The organism is Bradyrhizobium sp. 6(2017) (assembly GCF_011058295.2).
GTDB lineage: Bacteria > Pseudomonadota > Alphaproteobacteria > Rhizobiales > Xanthobacteraceae > Bradyrhizobium > Bradyrhizobium septentrionale.
Genome location: NZ_CP049289.2, coordinates 5196520 through 5210473, shown reverse-complemented (window position 1 = coordinate 5210473; position 13954 = coordinate 5196520). Strand labels below are relative to the sequence as shown.

Here is a 13954-nt window from a genome sequence, read left to right as displayed (position 1 = left end):
TCAAGCGGGAGGCTTGCCATGGCTCATGTCGAGATGACGCCGGCCGTGGGCGGCGAGGCGGCGTCGGAGCCCCCTCGCCGCCGCTCCGTTCTCGGTTCCATCGAGGCCGCCCTCGGGTTTCTGGTCGAAGTCCCGGCGGCGATCCTTGTGGTCGCCGAGGTCGTCATCCTGTTCGCGGGCGTGGTGGCGCGCTACGTGCTCCATGCGCCGCTGATCTGGTCGGACGAGCTGGCGTCGATCCTGTTCCTGTGGCTTGCCATGCTGGGCTCGGCGGTGGCGTTCCGCCGCGGCGAGCACATGCGGATGACGGCGCTGGTCGCGAGCGCCGGACCGCGGCTGTGGGCCTATCTGGACGTGGTCGCGACCTGCGCCGCGCTTGCCTTCCTGATCCTGATCGTGCGGCCGGCCTATGAATACGCCTACGAGGAAAGCTTCATCACGACGCCGGCGCTGCAGATCTCCAACACCTGGCGCGCCGCAGCGCTGCCGGTCGGCACCTGCCTGATGGCGCTGTTCGCGCTGCTGCGGCTGGCGCGGGTCGGCGAGTTCAAGACCTTTCTGCTGGCCGCGCTCACTGTGGCGGCGTTGATCGGGGTGTTCTGGCTGGCGCAGCCGATGCTGCGGCCGCTCGGCAACCTCAACCTGATCATCTTCTTCGTCGGCGTGGTCGGCTTCTGCGTGTTCGCCGGCGTGCCGATCGGCTTTGCCTTCGGCATGGCGATCTTCGGCTATCTGGCGCTGACCACGCGGACGCCGCTGATGGTACTGGTCGGCCGGATGGACGAGGGCATGAGCCACCTGATCCTGCTGTCGGTGCCGCTGTTCGTCTTCCTCGGCCTCCTGATCGAGATGACCGGCATGGCGCGCGCGATGGTGGCGTTCCTGGCGAGCCTGCTCGGCCATGTCCGCGGCGGCCTGCATTACGTGCTGGTCGGCGCGATGTACCTGGTCTCGGGCATCTCCGGATCGAAGGCCGCCGACATGGCAGCCGTCGCACCCGTGCTGTTCCCGGAAATGAAGGAGCGCGGCGCCAAGCCGGGCGATCTGGTCGCCCTGCTCGCGGCCACCGGCGCGCAGACCGAAACCATTCCGCCGAGCCTGGTGCTGATCACGATCGGCTCGGTCACCGGCGTCTCGATCTCGGCGCTGTTCACCGGCGGCCTGCTGCCGGGCGTGGTGCTGGCAATCACGCTGTCCGGGCTTGTGTGGTGGCGCTACCGCGGCGAGGACCTCAGCCACGTCCAGCGCGCCACCGGCAGCGAGATCGGCAAGGCGCTGGTGTTCGCCCTGCCTGCATTGGCCCTGCCCTTCGTGATCCGTTACGCCGTGGTCGAAGGCATCGCGACCGCGACCGAAGTCTCGACCATCGGCATCGTCTACGCCTTCGCCATCGGCCTTCTGATCTACCGCAAGTTCAACTGGCGGCGGCTGTTGCCGATGCTGATCGACACGGCCTGCCTGTCGGGCGCGATCCTCTTCATCATCGGCACCGCGACCGGCATGGCCTGGGGCCTGACCCAGTCCGGCTTCTCGCGGGCGCTGGCGGCGTCGATGGCCGGGCTGCCCGGCGGTTCGGCGACCTTCATCGCGGTCTCGATCCTGGCCTTCGTGATCCTCGGCAGCGTGCTTGAGGGTATTCCGGCGATCGTGCTGTTCGGACCGCTGCTGTTTCCGATCGCGCGCCAGGTCGGCGTCCACGAGGTGCACTACGCCATGGTCATCATCCTGGCGATGGGCATCGGATTGTTCGCGCCGCCGTTCGGCGTCGGCTATTATGCCGCCTGCGCCATCGGGCGCGTCGATCCGGCCGAGGGTATCCGGCCGATCTGGGGCTACATGCTGGCGCTGTTGATCGGCCTGATCATCGTCGCCGTCTTCCCCTGGATATCGATCGGTTTCCTCTAAGCACCTTGCGGACGGGATAGAGCCATGAGTGCAGCTCAAAACCAGTACACGATCGGGTTGGACAAGACGCCTGCCAACTACGTGCCGCTGACGCCGCTGAGCTTCCTGGCGCGCTCGGCCGCGGTCTATCCCGACCATGTCAGCGCGGTCTATGAGGGCCGCAGCTTCACCTGGAAAGAGACCTACGAGCGCTGCAAGCGCTTTGCATCCTATCTCGCGGGCCACGGCATCGGCCATGGCGACACGGTTGCGGCGATGCTGCCGAACATCCCGGCGATGAACGAGCTGCATTTCGCGGTGCCGATGACCGGCGCGGTGCTGAACGCGCTCAACATCCGCCTCGACGCGGCGTCGATCGCGTTCCAGCTCGACCATGGCAGCGCAAAGATCATCCTGGTCGATCCCGAATTCTCCGGCGTGATCGCGGAAGCCTTGACCCTGATGAAGGGCCCGAAGCCGTTCGTGATCGACGTTGATGACGCCGCGTTCCCCGGCGGCAAGCGGATCGGCGAGATCGAGTATGAGGCGGCGGTCGCCTCAGGCGATCCCGCGTTCGTGGAGCGGCCGCCGGCCGACGAATGGGATGCGATCGCGCTGAGCTATACGTCGGGCACGACGGGCAATCCGAAGGGCGTCGTCACCCATTACCGCGGGGCCTATCTCAACGCCGTCAGCAATATCCTTGCCGGCAATCTCGGCCAGCATCCGGTCTATCTCTGGACGCTGCCGATGTTCCACTGCAACGGCTGGTGCTTCCCCTGGACGATCGCGGCGACCGCCGGCGTCAATGTCTGCCTGCGCAAGGTCGATCCGGCTAAGATCTTCGAACTGATCCCGGAGCACGGCGTCACCCACATGTGCGGTGCGCCGATCGTCTACAACACGCTGATCAACGCGCCGGGTGCGCCCACGTGCGGCAAGGCTAAGCCGGTCGTCGGCCTGATCGCGGGCGCGGCGCCGCCGGTTGCAGTGCTCGAAGGCGCCGAGCGCATCGGCATCAAGCTCACTCATGTTTACGGTCTCACCGAAGTCTATGGCCCCGCCTCCGTCTGCGCCGAGCAGCCGGGCTGGGACGAATTGTCGGCTGATGCGCGCGCGCAGCTGAAGCGGCGCCAGGGCGTGTCCTATCCGCTGCAGGAAGGCGTCACGGTGCTCGATCCCGAGACCATGCGCGAGGTGCCGCGCGACGGCGAGACCATCGGCGAAGTCATGTTCCGCGGCAACATCGTGATGAAGGGCTACCTGAAGAACGAGAAGGCGACGCAGGAAGCCTTCGCCGGCGGCTGGTTTCACACCGGCGATCTCGGCGTGCTCGACGAGCACGGCTACGTCATCATCAAGGATCGCTCCAAGGACATCATCATCTCCGGCGGCGAGAACGTCTCCTCGGTCGAGGTCGAGGACGTCCTCTACAAGCACCCGGCCGTGCTGTTCGCGGCCGTTGTCGCCAAGCCCGACCCGAAATGGGGCGAAGTGCCCTGCGCCTTCATCGAGCTGAAGGACGGCGCCAAGGCGACCGAGGCCGAGATCATCGCCTATTGCCGCGAGCACATGTCGGGCTTCAAGACGCCGAAGTCAGTCGTGTTCGGCGTGATCCCGAAGACCTCGACCGGCAAGATCCAGAAATTCCTGCTGCGCAACGCGGTCGGCTCCGCGAAGGCGATCTCGGCCTGAGCGGCCGCGCTCAATCCTCGGTGAGACGGCCGAGCAGTTCGTACAGCAAAGCCTTCTGGCCCGCTTTCAGCGGCGCCAACGTCATCGCGGTGCACTCGAGCTCGATCGGAATCAACTGCTCGACCAGCGCGACGCCAGCCACGGTCAGATCGATCAGGATCAGCCGCTTGTCGGTCGGGTCGCGCCGCGTTGCGACGAGGCGGCGCTTCTTCAGCCGCAGCACGACGTCGCGGATATTCGCCGGCTCCATCGCGACGAGCCGGCCGAGCAGGTTCTGCGACAGCGCCCCGCGCTCGTAAAGCCGGGCCAGCGTCGCATATTGCGGTGCCGTCAGGTCGTAGGACCCGATCCGCTCGACAAGGTTGGACGAGGCGCGCTGATAGGCCCGGCGCAGCAGGAAGCCGACCTGATCCTCGAGCCTGTAGTCCGACGCGAGGCGGCGGACCGGCGCCGCTGCTTTAGTCGACGTTCGCTGCATCCCGGTACATCACCTTGTGACGCGTGGTTGAAACCCATTCGTCGATCTCAGCTTCGGTCATGAAATGGGAAGCATCGAACCGGTTCCGGTTGCTGATGTCCGCGAGGCTCTTCTTCCAGCGCTTGTAGGGCGGCTTGGCCGGCGGGCCGAAGCACATGATGTCGAGCACGGACAATTCTTCGGGGATGCCGAGCAGCGGCTTCATCGCCTGCTGGGCCTTCTCCTGCCCGATCGCGGTCACCCACCAGACGTTATAGCCGAGCGCCGCTGCCGCGAGGTGTGCCGACATCGTCGCAGCCGCCACGCTCTGCAGCAGGATGCGCTCGGCATTCTCCTTGTACATCATGTCGAGCTCGGAGCCGTCGTTGAGCACGGGAAACGCCTTCACCCAGCGGAAGTCGCTGGCGACCACGATGAAGCCCGGAGCCGACGCGAGGCCGCGATAGTCAGGCGTTGGAAACTTCATCTTGAGCCGGGCGCGCGCCACCTGCTCCTCGCGGAAATACTCCGTGATCTGGTTCTTCAGGTCCTGGTCCGTGACCACGATGAAGTGCCAGGGCTGGGCATTGGCGCCCGAAGGCGCGTGCCGCGCCGCCTCCAGGATCATGTCGTAATGCTCTGGCGGCATCACGTAGCTGGAATCGAAGGCTCGCGTCGTCAGGCGGTTCCTCACGACGTCCATCAGGGCGTCATAGCGCGTGCGGTCGGTGTAGTCCTGCACAGCCAGAGCTTCCGGCATGGGAGCCTCCCGATATTGTTATGATCATAACGATATCGAAAATGCGCAAGAGGTCAATACCCGGCTGCGAGGTCGTGCGATCAACTCGAGCGGAAGCGCGCGTGACCTTGGTCAACGCGCGACGTCCGGCTAGAGCGTTTTCGAGCGAAAGTGGACGCCGGTTCGCGTGAAGAAAACGCGTCAAAACAAGAAGCTAGAGCATCGGTTCTGATTCAACAGAACCGATGCTCTAGCCTGGGATTGTCGAGGTTTTCAGCCCGCCCGATCGAGCGTCAGGCGCATGCCGTCATAGGCCGGGATCACGCCCGCCGGCAGGCTCTGCCGCAGCACCTCGTAATCGAGGTCGGAATGCAGGTTGGTGAGGACGGCCTGCTTCGGCTTGAAGCGCTCGATCCATGACAAGGCATCGGCCAAGCTGAAATGGCTCGGATGAGGTGCATAGCGCAAGGCGTCGACGATCCAGAGGTCGAGACCCTCAAGCGCCGGCCAGCTCTCCTTAGGGATGTCGTGCAGATCGGGCGTGTAGGCGGCGTCGCCAATGCGGTAGCCGAGCGCCGGGATTCGGCCGTGCTGCACCAGGAAGGCCTCGAGCTTCAGCGGGCCGCCCTTCCCCTGCACCGTATGGCTCTCGCCGTGTTCGATCGAATGCCGCGTCAGGATCGGCGGATAGTCGCTGCCTTCCGGCGAGATGAAGCAATAGGAGAACCGCGCCATGATGTCCTTGGCGGTCGACTGGTTGAAGTAGACCGGGATGCGGCGGCGCTGATGCAGCACCACCGAGCGCAAATCGTCGATGCCGTGGGTCTGGTCGGCATGCTCATGCGTCAGGAACACCGCGTCGATGTGCTCGACATTGCCGTCGATCAGCTGCTCGCGCAGATCGGGCGAGGTATCGATCACGACACGCGTGGTGCCGTGCTCCATGGTGCGTTCGGCCATGATCGAGCAGCGGCGGCGACGATTCTTGGGATTGTTCGGATCGCAGGCGCCCCAGCCGAGCGCCGGGCGCGGCACGCCGGCGGATGAGCCGCAGCCCAGGATGGTCAGTGTCAGCGTCATGCGGCAACCTTCGGCGGCGCCGGCACCTTGGAGAACAGCCGGAAGAAGTTTTCGGTGGTCTGCCGCGAGATCTCCTCAAGCGAGACGCCGCGGGTTTCCGCGAGCACCTTGGCGACCTCGACGACATAGGACGGCTCGTTGCGCTTGCCGCGGAATTTTCCGGGCGCAAGATACGGCGCGTCGGTCTCGACCATGATGCGGTCGGCCGGCAACTCGGCCGCCAGCGCGCGCAGGGTGTCCGACTTCTTGAAGGTCAGGATGCCCGTGAACGAGATCGACAGCCCGAGCGCGATCGCCTTCATCGCGAGCTCGCGGCCACCGGTGTAGCAGTGCAGCACGGCCTTGAACGGGCCCTTCGCGACCTCCTCCTCAAGGATACGGCCGCAATCCTCGTCGGCCTCCCTTGTATGGATGACGAGCGGCAGGCCGGTTTCGCGCGCCGCGGCGATGTGGGCGCGGAAGCCGCGCGCCTGCGCCTCGCGCGAACCATGCTCATAGAAATAGTCGAGCCCCGCCTCGCCGAGCGCGACGACCTTCGGATGCTTGGTCAGCTCGATCAGGTCGCTGGCCGGAATGCCGTCTTCCTCATCGGCGTGATGCGGATGGGTGCCCACCGAGCAGTAGACGTCGGGAAAGCGCTCCGTGATCGCAAGCAGGCCGCCGAGCCGCTTGACCCGGGTCGAGATCGTGACGATGCGGCCGATGCCGGCGGCCTCGGCGCGTCCGACGATCCCGTCGAGATCGTCGGCGAAGTCAGGGAAATCGAGATGGCAGTGACTGTCGACCAGCATGAATTTCGAACCGCTCACTCGGTCGTCGGTTCCACGTAGCGCGGGAACACGCCGACCGGCGCCGGCAGAACCGTACCCGGCCTGATCCGCTCGGCGATCGCGGCAAAGCTACGCGCATCCGCGGGGATGCCGAGGCTGTCGAGCATCTTGGCGCAGGATTCGGGCATCACGGCCTGCGCCATGATCGCGATCTGCCGCACGACTTCGGCGGTGACATAGAGCACCGTCTTCTGGCGCGCAGGATCGGTCTTCGCCAGCGCCCACGGCGCCTCGCCGGCAAAGTAGCGATTGGCCTCGGCGACCACGGCCCAGACCGTGTTGAGCCATTGATGGATCTGCTGCGTCGCCATCGCGGTCCGCGACGTCTCCAGCATGGCGTCGGCCTGCGCCAGCATCGCCTTGTCGTTGTGGCTGAACTCGCCGGGCTCCGGCAGCACGCCGCCGAGCTGCTTTGCGATCATCGACAACGAGCGCTGCGCCAGATTGCCGAAATCGTTAGCGAGGTCGGCATTGATGCGCGCGACGATGGCCTCGTGGTTGTAGTTGCCGTCCTGGCCGAACGGCACCTCACGCAGGAAGAAGTAGCGCACCTGGTCGACGCCGTACTGGTTTGCCAGATTGAAGGGATCGACCACGTTGCCGACCGACTTCGACATCTTCTCGCCCCTGTTGAACAGGAAGCCGTGCGCATAGACCCGCTTCTGCAACGGGATGCCGGCCGACATCAGGAAGGCCGGCCAGTACACCGCGTGGAAGCGGATGATGTCCTTGCCGATGATGTGCACGTCGGCCGGCCAGTAGCGCCAGCGCTTGTCGCTCTCGTCGGGGTAGCCGACGCCGGTGATGTAGTTGGTCAGCGCGTCGACCCAGACGTACATGACGTGCTCGGGATCGTTGGGGACCTTGACGCCCCAGTCGAAGGTGGTGCGCGAGATCGAGAGGTCCTTCAGCCCGCCCCGCACGAAGCTCATCACTTCGTTACGACGGGAATCCGGGCCGATGAAATCGGGCTGGCTCTCATAAAGGTGCAAGAGCTTGTCCTGGTAGGCCGAGAGCTTGAAGAAGTAGCTCTTCTCCTCGACCCATTCGACCGGCGTGCCCTGCGGGCCGCGGCGGACGTTGTCCTCACCGACAGTGGTCTCATCCTCGGCGTAATAGGCCTCGTCGCGCACCGAATACCAGCCGGCATAGGCGTCGATATAGATGTCGCCATTGTCCTGCATGCGGCGCCAGATTTCCTGCACCGACTTGTGGTGAGCAGGTTCAGATGTGCGGATGAAACGGTCGAACGAGACATTGAGCCGCTCGTCCATTTCCTTGAAGCGCGCGGCGTTGCGGGTCGCGAGATCGTACGGGGTCATCCCCTCGCCCTGCGCGGTCTGGATCATCTTCTGTCCGTGCTCGTCGGTGCCGGTCAGGAAGAATACATCCTTGCCGTCGAGCCGCTGGAAGCGTGCCAGTGCGTCAGTCGCGATCGCCTCATAGGCGTGGCCGATATGCGGCTGGCCGTTCGGATAGGCGATCGCGGTCGTGATGTAGAAAGCGTTGCCGCGGTCCGCGGCGGGCGCCGAGACGGATGCAGGCGCCGGAGCCGCAGCCGGTTTGGGTTGCTTCGGCGCGCGAACCGTTGCCGCTTTCGGGGCCTTCTCGGCAGCCGGGGGCTTCGGAGGAACTGGCTTGTTTGCAGCCGGTGCCACGGCCGCCGCGGCTGCCTTTTTTGGCGGAGCCTTGGTGGCCTTCGCGGCAGCCTTCTTGGTTGTCTTTTTCGCGGCCTTCTTGACGGTCCTTTTAGCGGCTTTCTTCGTCGCCGGCTTCTTGGCTCCCGTCTTGGCCTTGACCGCCTTCTTCACCTTCTTGGTGACGCGCCCACCCTTCTTGGCGGCACGCGACTTCGCTGCGGCCTTCTTCTTCGACCCACGAACTGGCGATGCCTTCTTCGTCTTCTTGGCCTTCTTCGACGATTTCTTCTTAGCGGTCGCCACCACGGAATCCTTTGCAGATCGAACGAGATTGTCGGGAGTGTTGTCAGACAGGTGTGTCTTCAGACGGGGCGCCTATCGGGTCGCTTCCGCGAGCATCGAAAACACCGAGAAAACCAGCGGCTTGCGCTCCAGATTGTAGGCTTCGGTATCGCGTGCGGCGCGGACGATCTTTTCCCATACCTCCGCCAGCCGTGCAAGGCGCGGCAGATTGGCATTGACATCGCCACTGCGCATACGCTCGCTCATCCAGCGATCGATGCTGTCGATGAAAGCGGCGAGCGCGACGCGGTCGCTGGTACCGAGTGCATCGCCAAGCGCATGCAGCTCGCGCGGATCGACGCTCGGCAGCGTCGCGAGCAGCGCAGCCGTGCGCTGCTGCAGCTTGAGCGCGTCGCCGCCGAGCAGCGCCCGCGCCCGCCCGACGCTGCCCTCGGAGGCTGCCGCGGCTTCAGCCAGCGCAGGATCGTCGGCTGCCATGTCGGTTGCGGCCGAGGCCGCGCGCACCACGTCGCCCGTCTCCAGCGGCCGCAGCAGCAATTTGCGGCAGCGGGACAGGATGGTCGGCAGCACCCGGGACGGCGCGTGGCTGACCAGGAGGAACAGCGACTGCTGCGGCGGCTCCTCGAGGATCTTCAGCAGCGCGTTCGCGGCGTTGGGATTGAGCTCGTCGACGGTGTCGACGATGCAGACACGCCAGCCATCGACTGCGGCGGTCGAGCCGAAGAATGGGATCGTCTCCCGTGTCTCGTCGACCGTGATCACGGTTCGCATCACGCCGCGGTCATTGAGGCCCCGCTCCAGCACCAGCAGCCCGCCATGCGCACCGGCGGTGATCTGGCGCGCCACCGGATCGGCGGGATCGACCCGCAACGTCGGCGCCGCCTGAACCTGGGATGACTTCGGATTGCGGAATGCAAGCACGAACCGCGCCATGCGATAGGCCAGCGTCGCCTTGCCGATGCCTTGCGCGCCGCCGATCAGCCAGGCATGCGGAATTCGTCCGCTGCGATAGGCATCGAGCAAGGCGGTCTCCGCCTCGCGATGCCCGAACAGATCGGGCGTTTCGCGCGGATGCCGCGCCGCAATCTCCTGTTCGACCTTGCGCGCGCTCATGCGGGACTGTCCGCCGTGAACGTCGCGCGCAAATGTTCGCGCAGCGCGGCCCATATCCTGGCCGCGACCGTATCAGGGTCGGCCGTGGCATCGATCAGAACGCAGCGCTGCGGGTCTTCAGCCGCGATCCTTTGGTACGCCTCGCGCAAATCCTGATGGAACTTGATTCCCTCGGCCTCGAAGCGATCGGCCGTCGCATCGCCGCGGCGCGCGGCGGCGCGTTGCAGCCCGACCTCGACCGGCACGTCGAGGATGAAGGTCAGGTCAGGCTTGAGATCGCCGATGGTGACGCGCTGCATGGCGTTGACGAGGCCGGGCAGCACCTGCCCGAGCTGGCCCTGATAGGCGCGCGTGGAATCGAAGAAGCGATCGCACAATACCCAGATGCCCTGATTGAGCGCCGGCAGGATCACAGTGCGGACATGATCGTCGCGGGCGGCGGCAAACAGCAGCGTCTCGGCGTCCGGCCCGAGCAGCTTGCCCATCCCCGACAGGACGAGATGGCGGATGATCTCCGCTCCCGGCGAGCCACCGGGCTCGCGAGTCACGATCGCGCGCAGCTTGGCGGCATCGAGGCGTTCGGCGAGCTTGCGGATCTGGGTGGATTTGCCCGACCCCTCGCCGCCCTCAAAGGTGATGAAGCGACCGCGCAAGCTCGGCCGTTCGGCTGCTGCTTCCGTCATGTCAGAGCTTCTCGACGCCGGCGCGGAACATGCCGATGACGAGCTCCTGGGCGCCGTCGAGCGCGCGGCGCATCGTCGATCCGGTGCCGACGGCCTCCGCCGCGAACACCGGCGTCTCCATCGCGACATTGCCGCCGCGCCAGACCCGGACGACGCCGATCTTCTGGCCGGCTGCGACTGGCGCCTTCACGGGGCCGTTATAGACGACACGCGCCAGCAGCTTGTCGTTGCCGTTCTTCGAGACCATCACCTTGATCGGATCGGGGCTGACGAGCTTGACCGAGCGGCTCTCGCCGCCGAACACTCGGGCGTAGCCGACCGGCTGATTGGCCGCGATCAGGACCCGGGTCTCGAAGCTGCGGAACCCCCATTCCAGCATCTTCTTGGCTTCGGTCGCGCGGTCTTCGGAATCCTCAAGACCATTGACCACGACGATCAGCCTTGTGTCGTTCTGCACGGCCGAGCCGACCATGCCGTAGCCGCCTTCCTTGGTGTAGCCGGTCTTCAATCCGTCGGCGCCGGGCAAGGCGTTGAGCAGCGGATTGCGGTTCTGCTGGCGGATCTTGTTCCAGGTGAATTCCTTCTCGCCAAACAGCTTGTACCTGTCCGGGTAGGTCAGGATGATGTGCCGCGCCAGCAGCGCGAGTTCCCGCACCGTCATCTTGTTGGCGGGATCGGGCAGCCCGTTGGAATTGCCGAAGGTCGACTTCGTCATGCCGAGCTCGCGGGCGCGCTTGGTCATGAAGTCGGTCGCGAATGTATGCTCGTTGCCGGCGATGCCTTCGGCGAGCGCGATGCAGGCGTCGTTGCCGCTCGGGATGATCGCGCCGTGCAGGAGATCGTCGACCGAGACCTTGCTGTTGATTGCCGCGAACATCGTCGAGGTCCCCGACGGCGCGCCACCCCGCCGCCAGGCATTTTCGCTGATCCGGTACTCGTCAGTGAGCTTGATGTCGCCTTTCCTGATGGCGTCGAACACCACCTCGGCCGTCATCAGCTTCATCATGCTGGAGGGCGCGCGCAGCTCGTCGGCGTTCTTCTCGAACAGCACGCTGCCCGAGGAGGCCTCGACCAGGATCGCGGTCGGCGCATCGCCGTCGAACCCGCCCTCGTCCTTCTTGGCGCCCTGGACGCTGTTGTTGGCGGCGTAGACGACCCCGCCGCAGCCGATCGCCAGCGCAACCAGAGCCGCGACCAGCCCACGCCAGCCGCGCCCGGCGCGAGCTAGGGACGTGCTGGGAACTGCGGTTAGGGTTGCCATCGGCGATGTCCTGAAAGGCTGCGTTCTAACAGGTGGAAGTATCGCAAACAACTGAGGTTTCTGCGCTTGTGCACCGCCGGTCGGATTGCCGGCTGTACCGAACACCCATATCCTTCGAACCAGCTCACGACACCAGAACCGGCAAACAAGGCGGAAACGCGATGTCACCCTCCCGCACCATCTCCGCCAACGGCATCGACATGTTCGTGCGCGAGGCCGGGCAAGGCCCGCTGGTCGTGCTCTGTCATGGCTGGCCGGAACTGTCCTACTCATGGCGGCACCAGATCGCAGCGCTCGCCGCGGCCGGCTTTCGGGTCGCAGCCCCTGACATGCGCGGCTTCGGCCGCACCAGTGCACCGGCTGACATTGGCGCCTACGCGATCTTCGATACCGTCGGCGACATGGTCGCGCTGGTGGCCGCGCTCGGCGAGAAGCACGCGATGATCGTCGGCCACGACTGGGGTGCGCCGGTGGCCTGGCACGCGGCCCTGTTCCGGCCGGATATCTTCACCAAGGTCGCCGGCCTCAGCGTGCCGCCGCCGTTCCGCGGGCGTGGTCGTCCGCTCGAGACGCTGCGCGAGAGCGGCGTCACCAATTTCTATTGGCAGTATTTCCAGCCGCCCGGCGTGGCGGAGGCCGAGTTCGAGCGCGACATCGCCCACACCATGCGGCTGGTGCTGGGGCGCGGTGTCTCCGATCCGAGCTCGATGTTCGTCGATGAGGCCAAGGGCTTTCTCGGCAAGCTGCCGACCGGAATGCCGCTGCCGGCCTGGCTAACCGAGGCCGACATCGCCGAGTTCGCCGAGGCCTACCGGCAGTCCGGCTTCCGCGGTGGCCTCAACTGGTACCGCAATCTCGACCGCAACTGGGAGCTGACCGCGCCCTGGCAGGATGCGCAGATCCATCAGCCGTCGCTGTTCATCGCCGGCTCGAATGATTCGGTGATTACCGGGCTGATCGGCGCCAAGCGGGTTGCCGACATGGAGCGCGCGCTGCCGAACCTGCGGCAGAAGCTGATCATCGAGGGCGCCGGCCACTGGATCCAGCAGGAGCGCCCTGACGAGGTCAATTCGGCGCTGATCGCGTTTCTGAAATGATCAGGCCAAAAGCTTGATTCACAAGAGCTTGATTCAGTAGAGCCCGCGTCCGCTCAGGACTTCGGCCGGTCCGCGCGCGTCGATCGGCACATAGGCTGCCGCCGGGCTTGGGGTCGCGGCATAGCGCGCGTCACCCTCGTAGGAGACCTCGCGCGGATTGTTCAGGGCGCGGCGATGCGACCGGCTCGAGGCCGACATTTCGGAGGTGGCGTTCACCGAGGCATAGTCGGCCTGGGTGTTGCCGAGGCTGTACGGCCGTCCCTCTGGCACCGGGACATCGCCGCGGATACGGCCTGCCGCGGAGGTCATTTCCGGCACGAACGGCCGGGCCGAGGCGACCCGCACCATGGACGGTGACGGCGCCGGCGTACCGGTCCGCAAGGTCGCCATCAGCTGGCGGTCGTCGGACCCTTCGAGCGGCGCCCGGCCGACATATTCGACGCGGACGAGGGCGACGCCATTGCCTTTGAATTCAAGTAGTTCGGCGGCTTTGTTCGAGACGTCTATGAGGCGGTTGCCGTGGTACGGCCCGCGGTCATTGACGCGAACGACGAGCGATTTGCCGTTGCTCAGATTGGTGACGCGCGCGTAGCTCGGCATCGGCAAGGTCGGATGGGCGGCTGTGAGCGAGCCCATGTCGAACACCTCGCCATTGGCGGTCAGGCGGCCATGGAAATCGTCGCCATACCAGGACGCCATGCCCTCGGCGCGGTAGTTCTCGTTCTCCTCCGGCACATAGGTGCGGCCGGCCACGACATAGGGCTTGCCCACGCGGTAGGTGCCGCCACCCTTCGGCACGGGATCGCCGAGCGCGACGACGCGCGGGCTCGACGACACGCCGTATTTGGGATCGACGCGGCTCGCGAACTGGTTCGAGGAGGCGCAATTGGCGAGGACGAGGCACGTCGCCACCGCAACGGCGCCGCGCGCCGTCCGGATCATCGAATCTGGCCGTCTAGTCCCCATCTGCCCCAAGTACCATTCTGCCGGACCCTCGCCTACTCCGAGGCGTCGGGATCGTTTTCGTCACGATGCGGCCCACCTCCGCACCAGCGCTCGACAATATCGCAACCGGAACACGGCGGAAATGCGGTGAGCCGCGAGGCTATGGCACCTTGGTAAATTGCCTGTTGCGCCTCCTCAGTTGTTCTACGGAGCCTGCGCCGTCCAAA

Annotated in this window: 12 protein-coding genes; 3 read left to right on the top strand and 9 right to left on the bottom strand. The window is 65.6% G+C overall.

The window, feature by feature from the left end:
* The first annotated feature begins 18 nt into the window (after window positions 1-18).
* Both G6P99_RS24325 and G6P99_RS24320 read left to right on the top strand, forming a co-directional pair.
* Entirely contained in the window at window positions 19-1905 is a 1887-nt protein-coding gene (locus G6P99_RS24325) for a TRAP transporter large permease subunit (protein WP_029081807.1), read from the top strand.
* Window positions 1906-1929: 24 nt separating this feature from the next.
* Window positions 1930-3579 (top strand): acyl-CoA synthetase, encoded by a 1650-nt coding sequence (locus tag G6P99_RS24320; protein WP_165123647.1) that lies wholly within the window; start codon window positions 1930-1932, stop codon window positions 3577-3579.
* 10 nt (window positions 3580-3589) lie between these two features.
* Here G6P99_RS24320 and G6P99_RS24315 read toward each other — a convergent pair whose 3' ends face one another.
* From G6P99_RS24315 to G6P99_RS24280, 8 genes are all read right to left on the bottom strand, one after another.
* Window positions 3590-4057, bottom strand: coding sequence for a MarR family winged helix-turn-helix transcriptional regulator (locus tag G6P99_RS24315; RefSeq protein ID WP_051346380.1), 468 nt, complete (start codon window positions 4055-4057; stop codon window positions 3590-3592).
* Window positions 4038-4796: a nitroreductase family protein gene (locus tag G6P99_RS24310; protein ID WP_029081809.1), complete on the bottom strand. Its 759-nt coding sequence runs from the start codon at window positions 4794-4796 to the stop codon at window positions 4038-4040. Before G6P99_RS24310 ends, G6P99_RS24315 begins: the two co-directional genes overlap by 20 nt.
* A gap of 252 nt (window positions 4797-5048) precedes the next feature.
* Window positions 5049-5855 (bottom strand): MBL fold metallo-hydrolase, encoded by an 807-nt coding sequence (locus G6P99_RS24305; RefSeq protein ID WP_029081810.1) that lies wholly within the window; start codon window positions 5853-5855, stop codon window positions 5049-5051.
* Window positions 5852-6646, bottom strand: coding sequence for a TatD family hydrolase (locus G6P99_RS24300; RefSeq protein ID WP_165128969.1), 795 nt, complete (start codon window positions 6644-6646; stop codon window positions 5852-5854). Before G6P99_RS24300 ends, G6P99_RS24305 begins: the two co-directional genes overlap by 4 nt.
* 14 nt (window positions 6647-6660) lie before the next feature.
* The gene (metG, locus tag G6P99_RS24295; protein WP_084518513.1) at window positions 6661-8628 is read right to left on the bottom strand and encodes a methionine--tRNA ligase; all 1968 of its coding nucleotides are present in this window, start codon (window positions 8626-8628) and stop codon (window positions 6661-6663) included.
* A gap of 72 nt (window positions 8629-8700) precedes the next feature.
* Window positions 8701-9741: a DNA polymerase III subunit delta' gene (locus G6P99_RS24290; RefSeq protein WP_029081813.1), complete on the bottom strand. Its 1041-nt coding sequence runs from the start codon at window positions 9739-9741 to the stop codon at window positions 8701-8703.
* Window positions 9738-10424, bottom strand: a complete 687-nt coding sequence (gene tmk / locus G6P99_RS24285; RefSeq protein WP_029081814.1) for a dTMP kinase — start codon at window positions 10422-10424, stop codon at window positions 9738-9740. The genes G6P99_RS24290 and tmk overlap by 4 nt, the downstream gene beginning before the upstream one ends.
* Window position 10425: 1 nt before the next feature.
* Complete coding sequence (locus G6P99_RS24280) at window positions 10426-11685, bottom strand: D-alanyl-D-alanine carboxypeptidase family protein (RefSeq protein WP_205751512.1); 1260 nt, start codon at window positions 11683-11685, stop codon at window positions 10426-10428.
* A gap of 161 nt (window positions 11686-11846) precedes the next feature.
* On the opposite strand from G6P99_RS24280, the gene G6P99_RS24275 reads away from it, so the two are divergent.
* The gene (locus G6P99_RS24275; RefSeq protein WP_165123645.1) at window positions 11847-12782 is read left to right on the top strand and encodes an alpha/beta fold hydrolase; all 936 of its coding nucleotides are present in this window, start codon (window positions 11847-11849) and stop codon (window positions 12780-12782) included.
* A 33-nt stretch (window positions 12783-12815) separates the two neighbouring features.
* Here G6P99_RS24275 and G6P99_RS24270 read toward each other — a convergent pair whose 3' ends face one another.
* Window positions 12816-13748, bottom strand: coding sequence for a septal ring lytic transglycosylase RlpA family protein (locus G6P99_RS24270; protein WP_084518501.1), 933 nt, complete (start codon window positions 13746-13748; stop codon window positions 12816-12818).
* Window positions 13749-13954 lie beyond the last annotated feature (206 nt).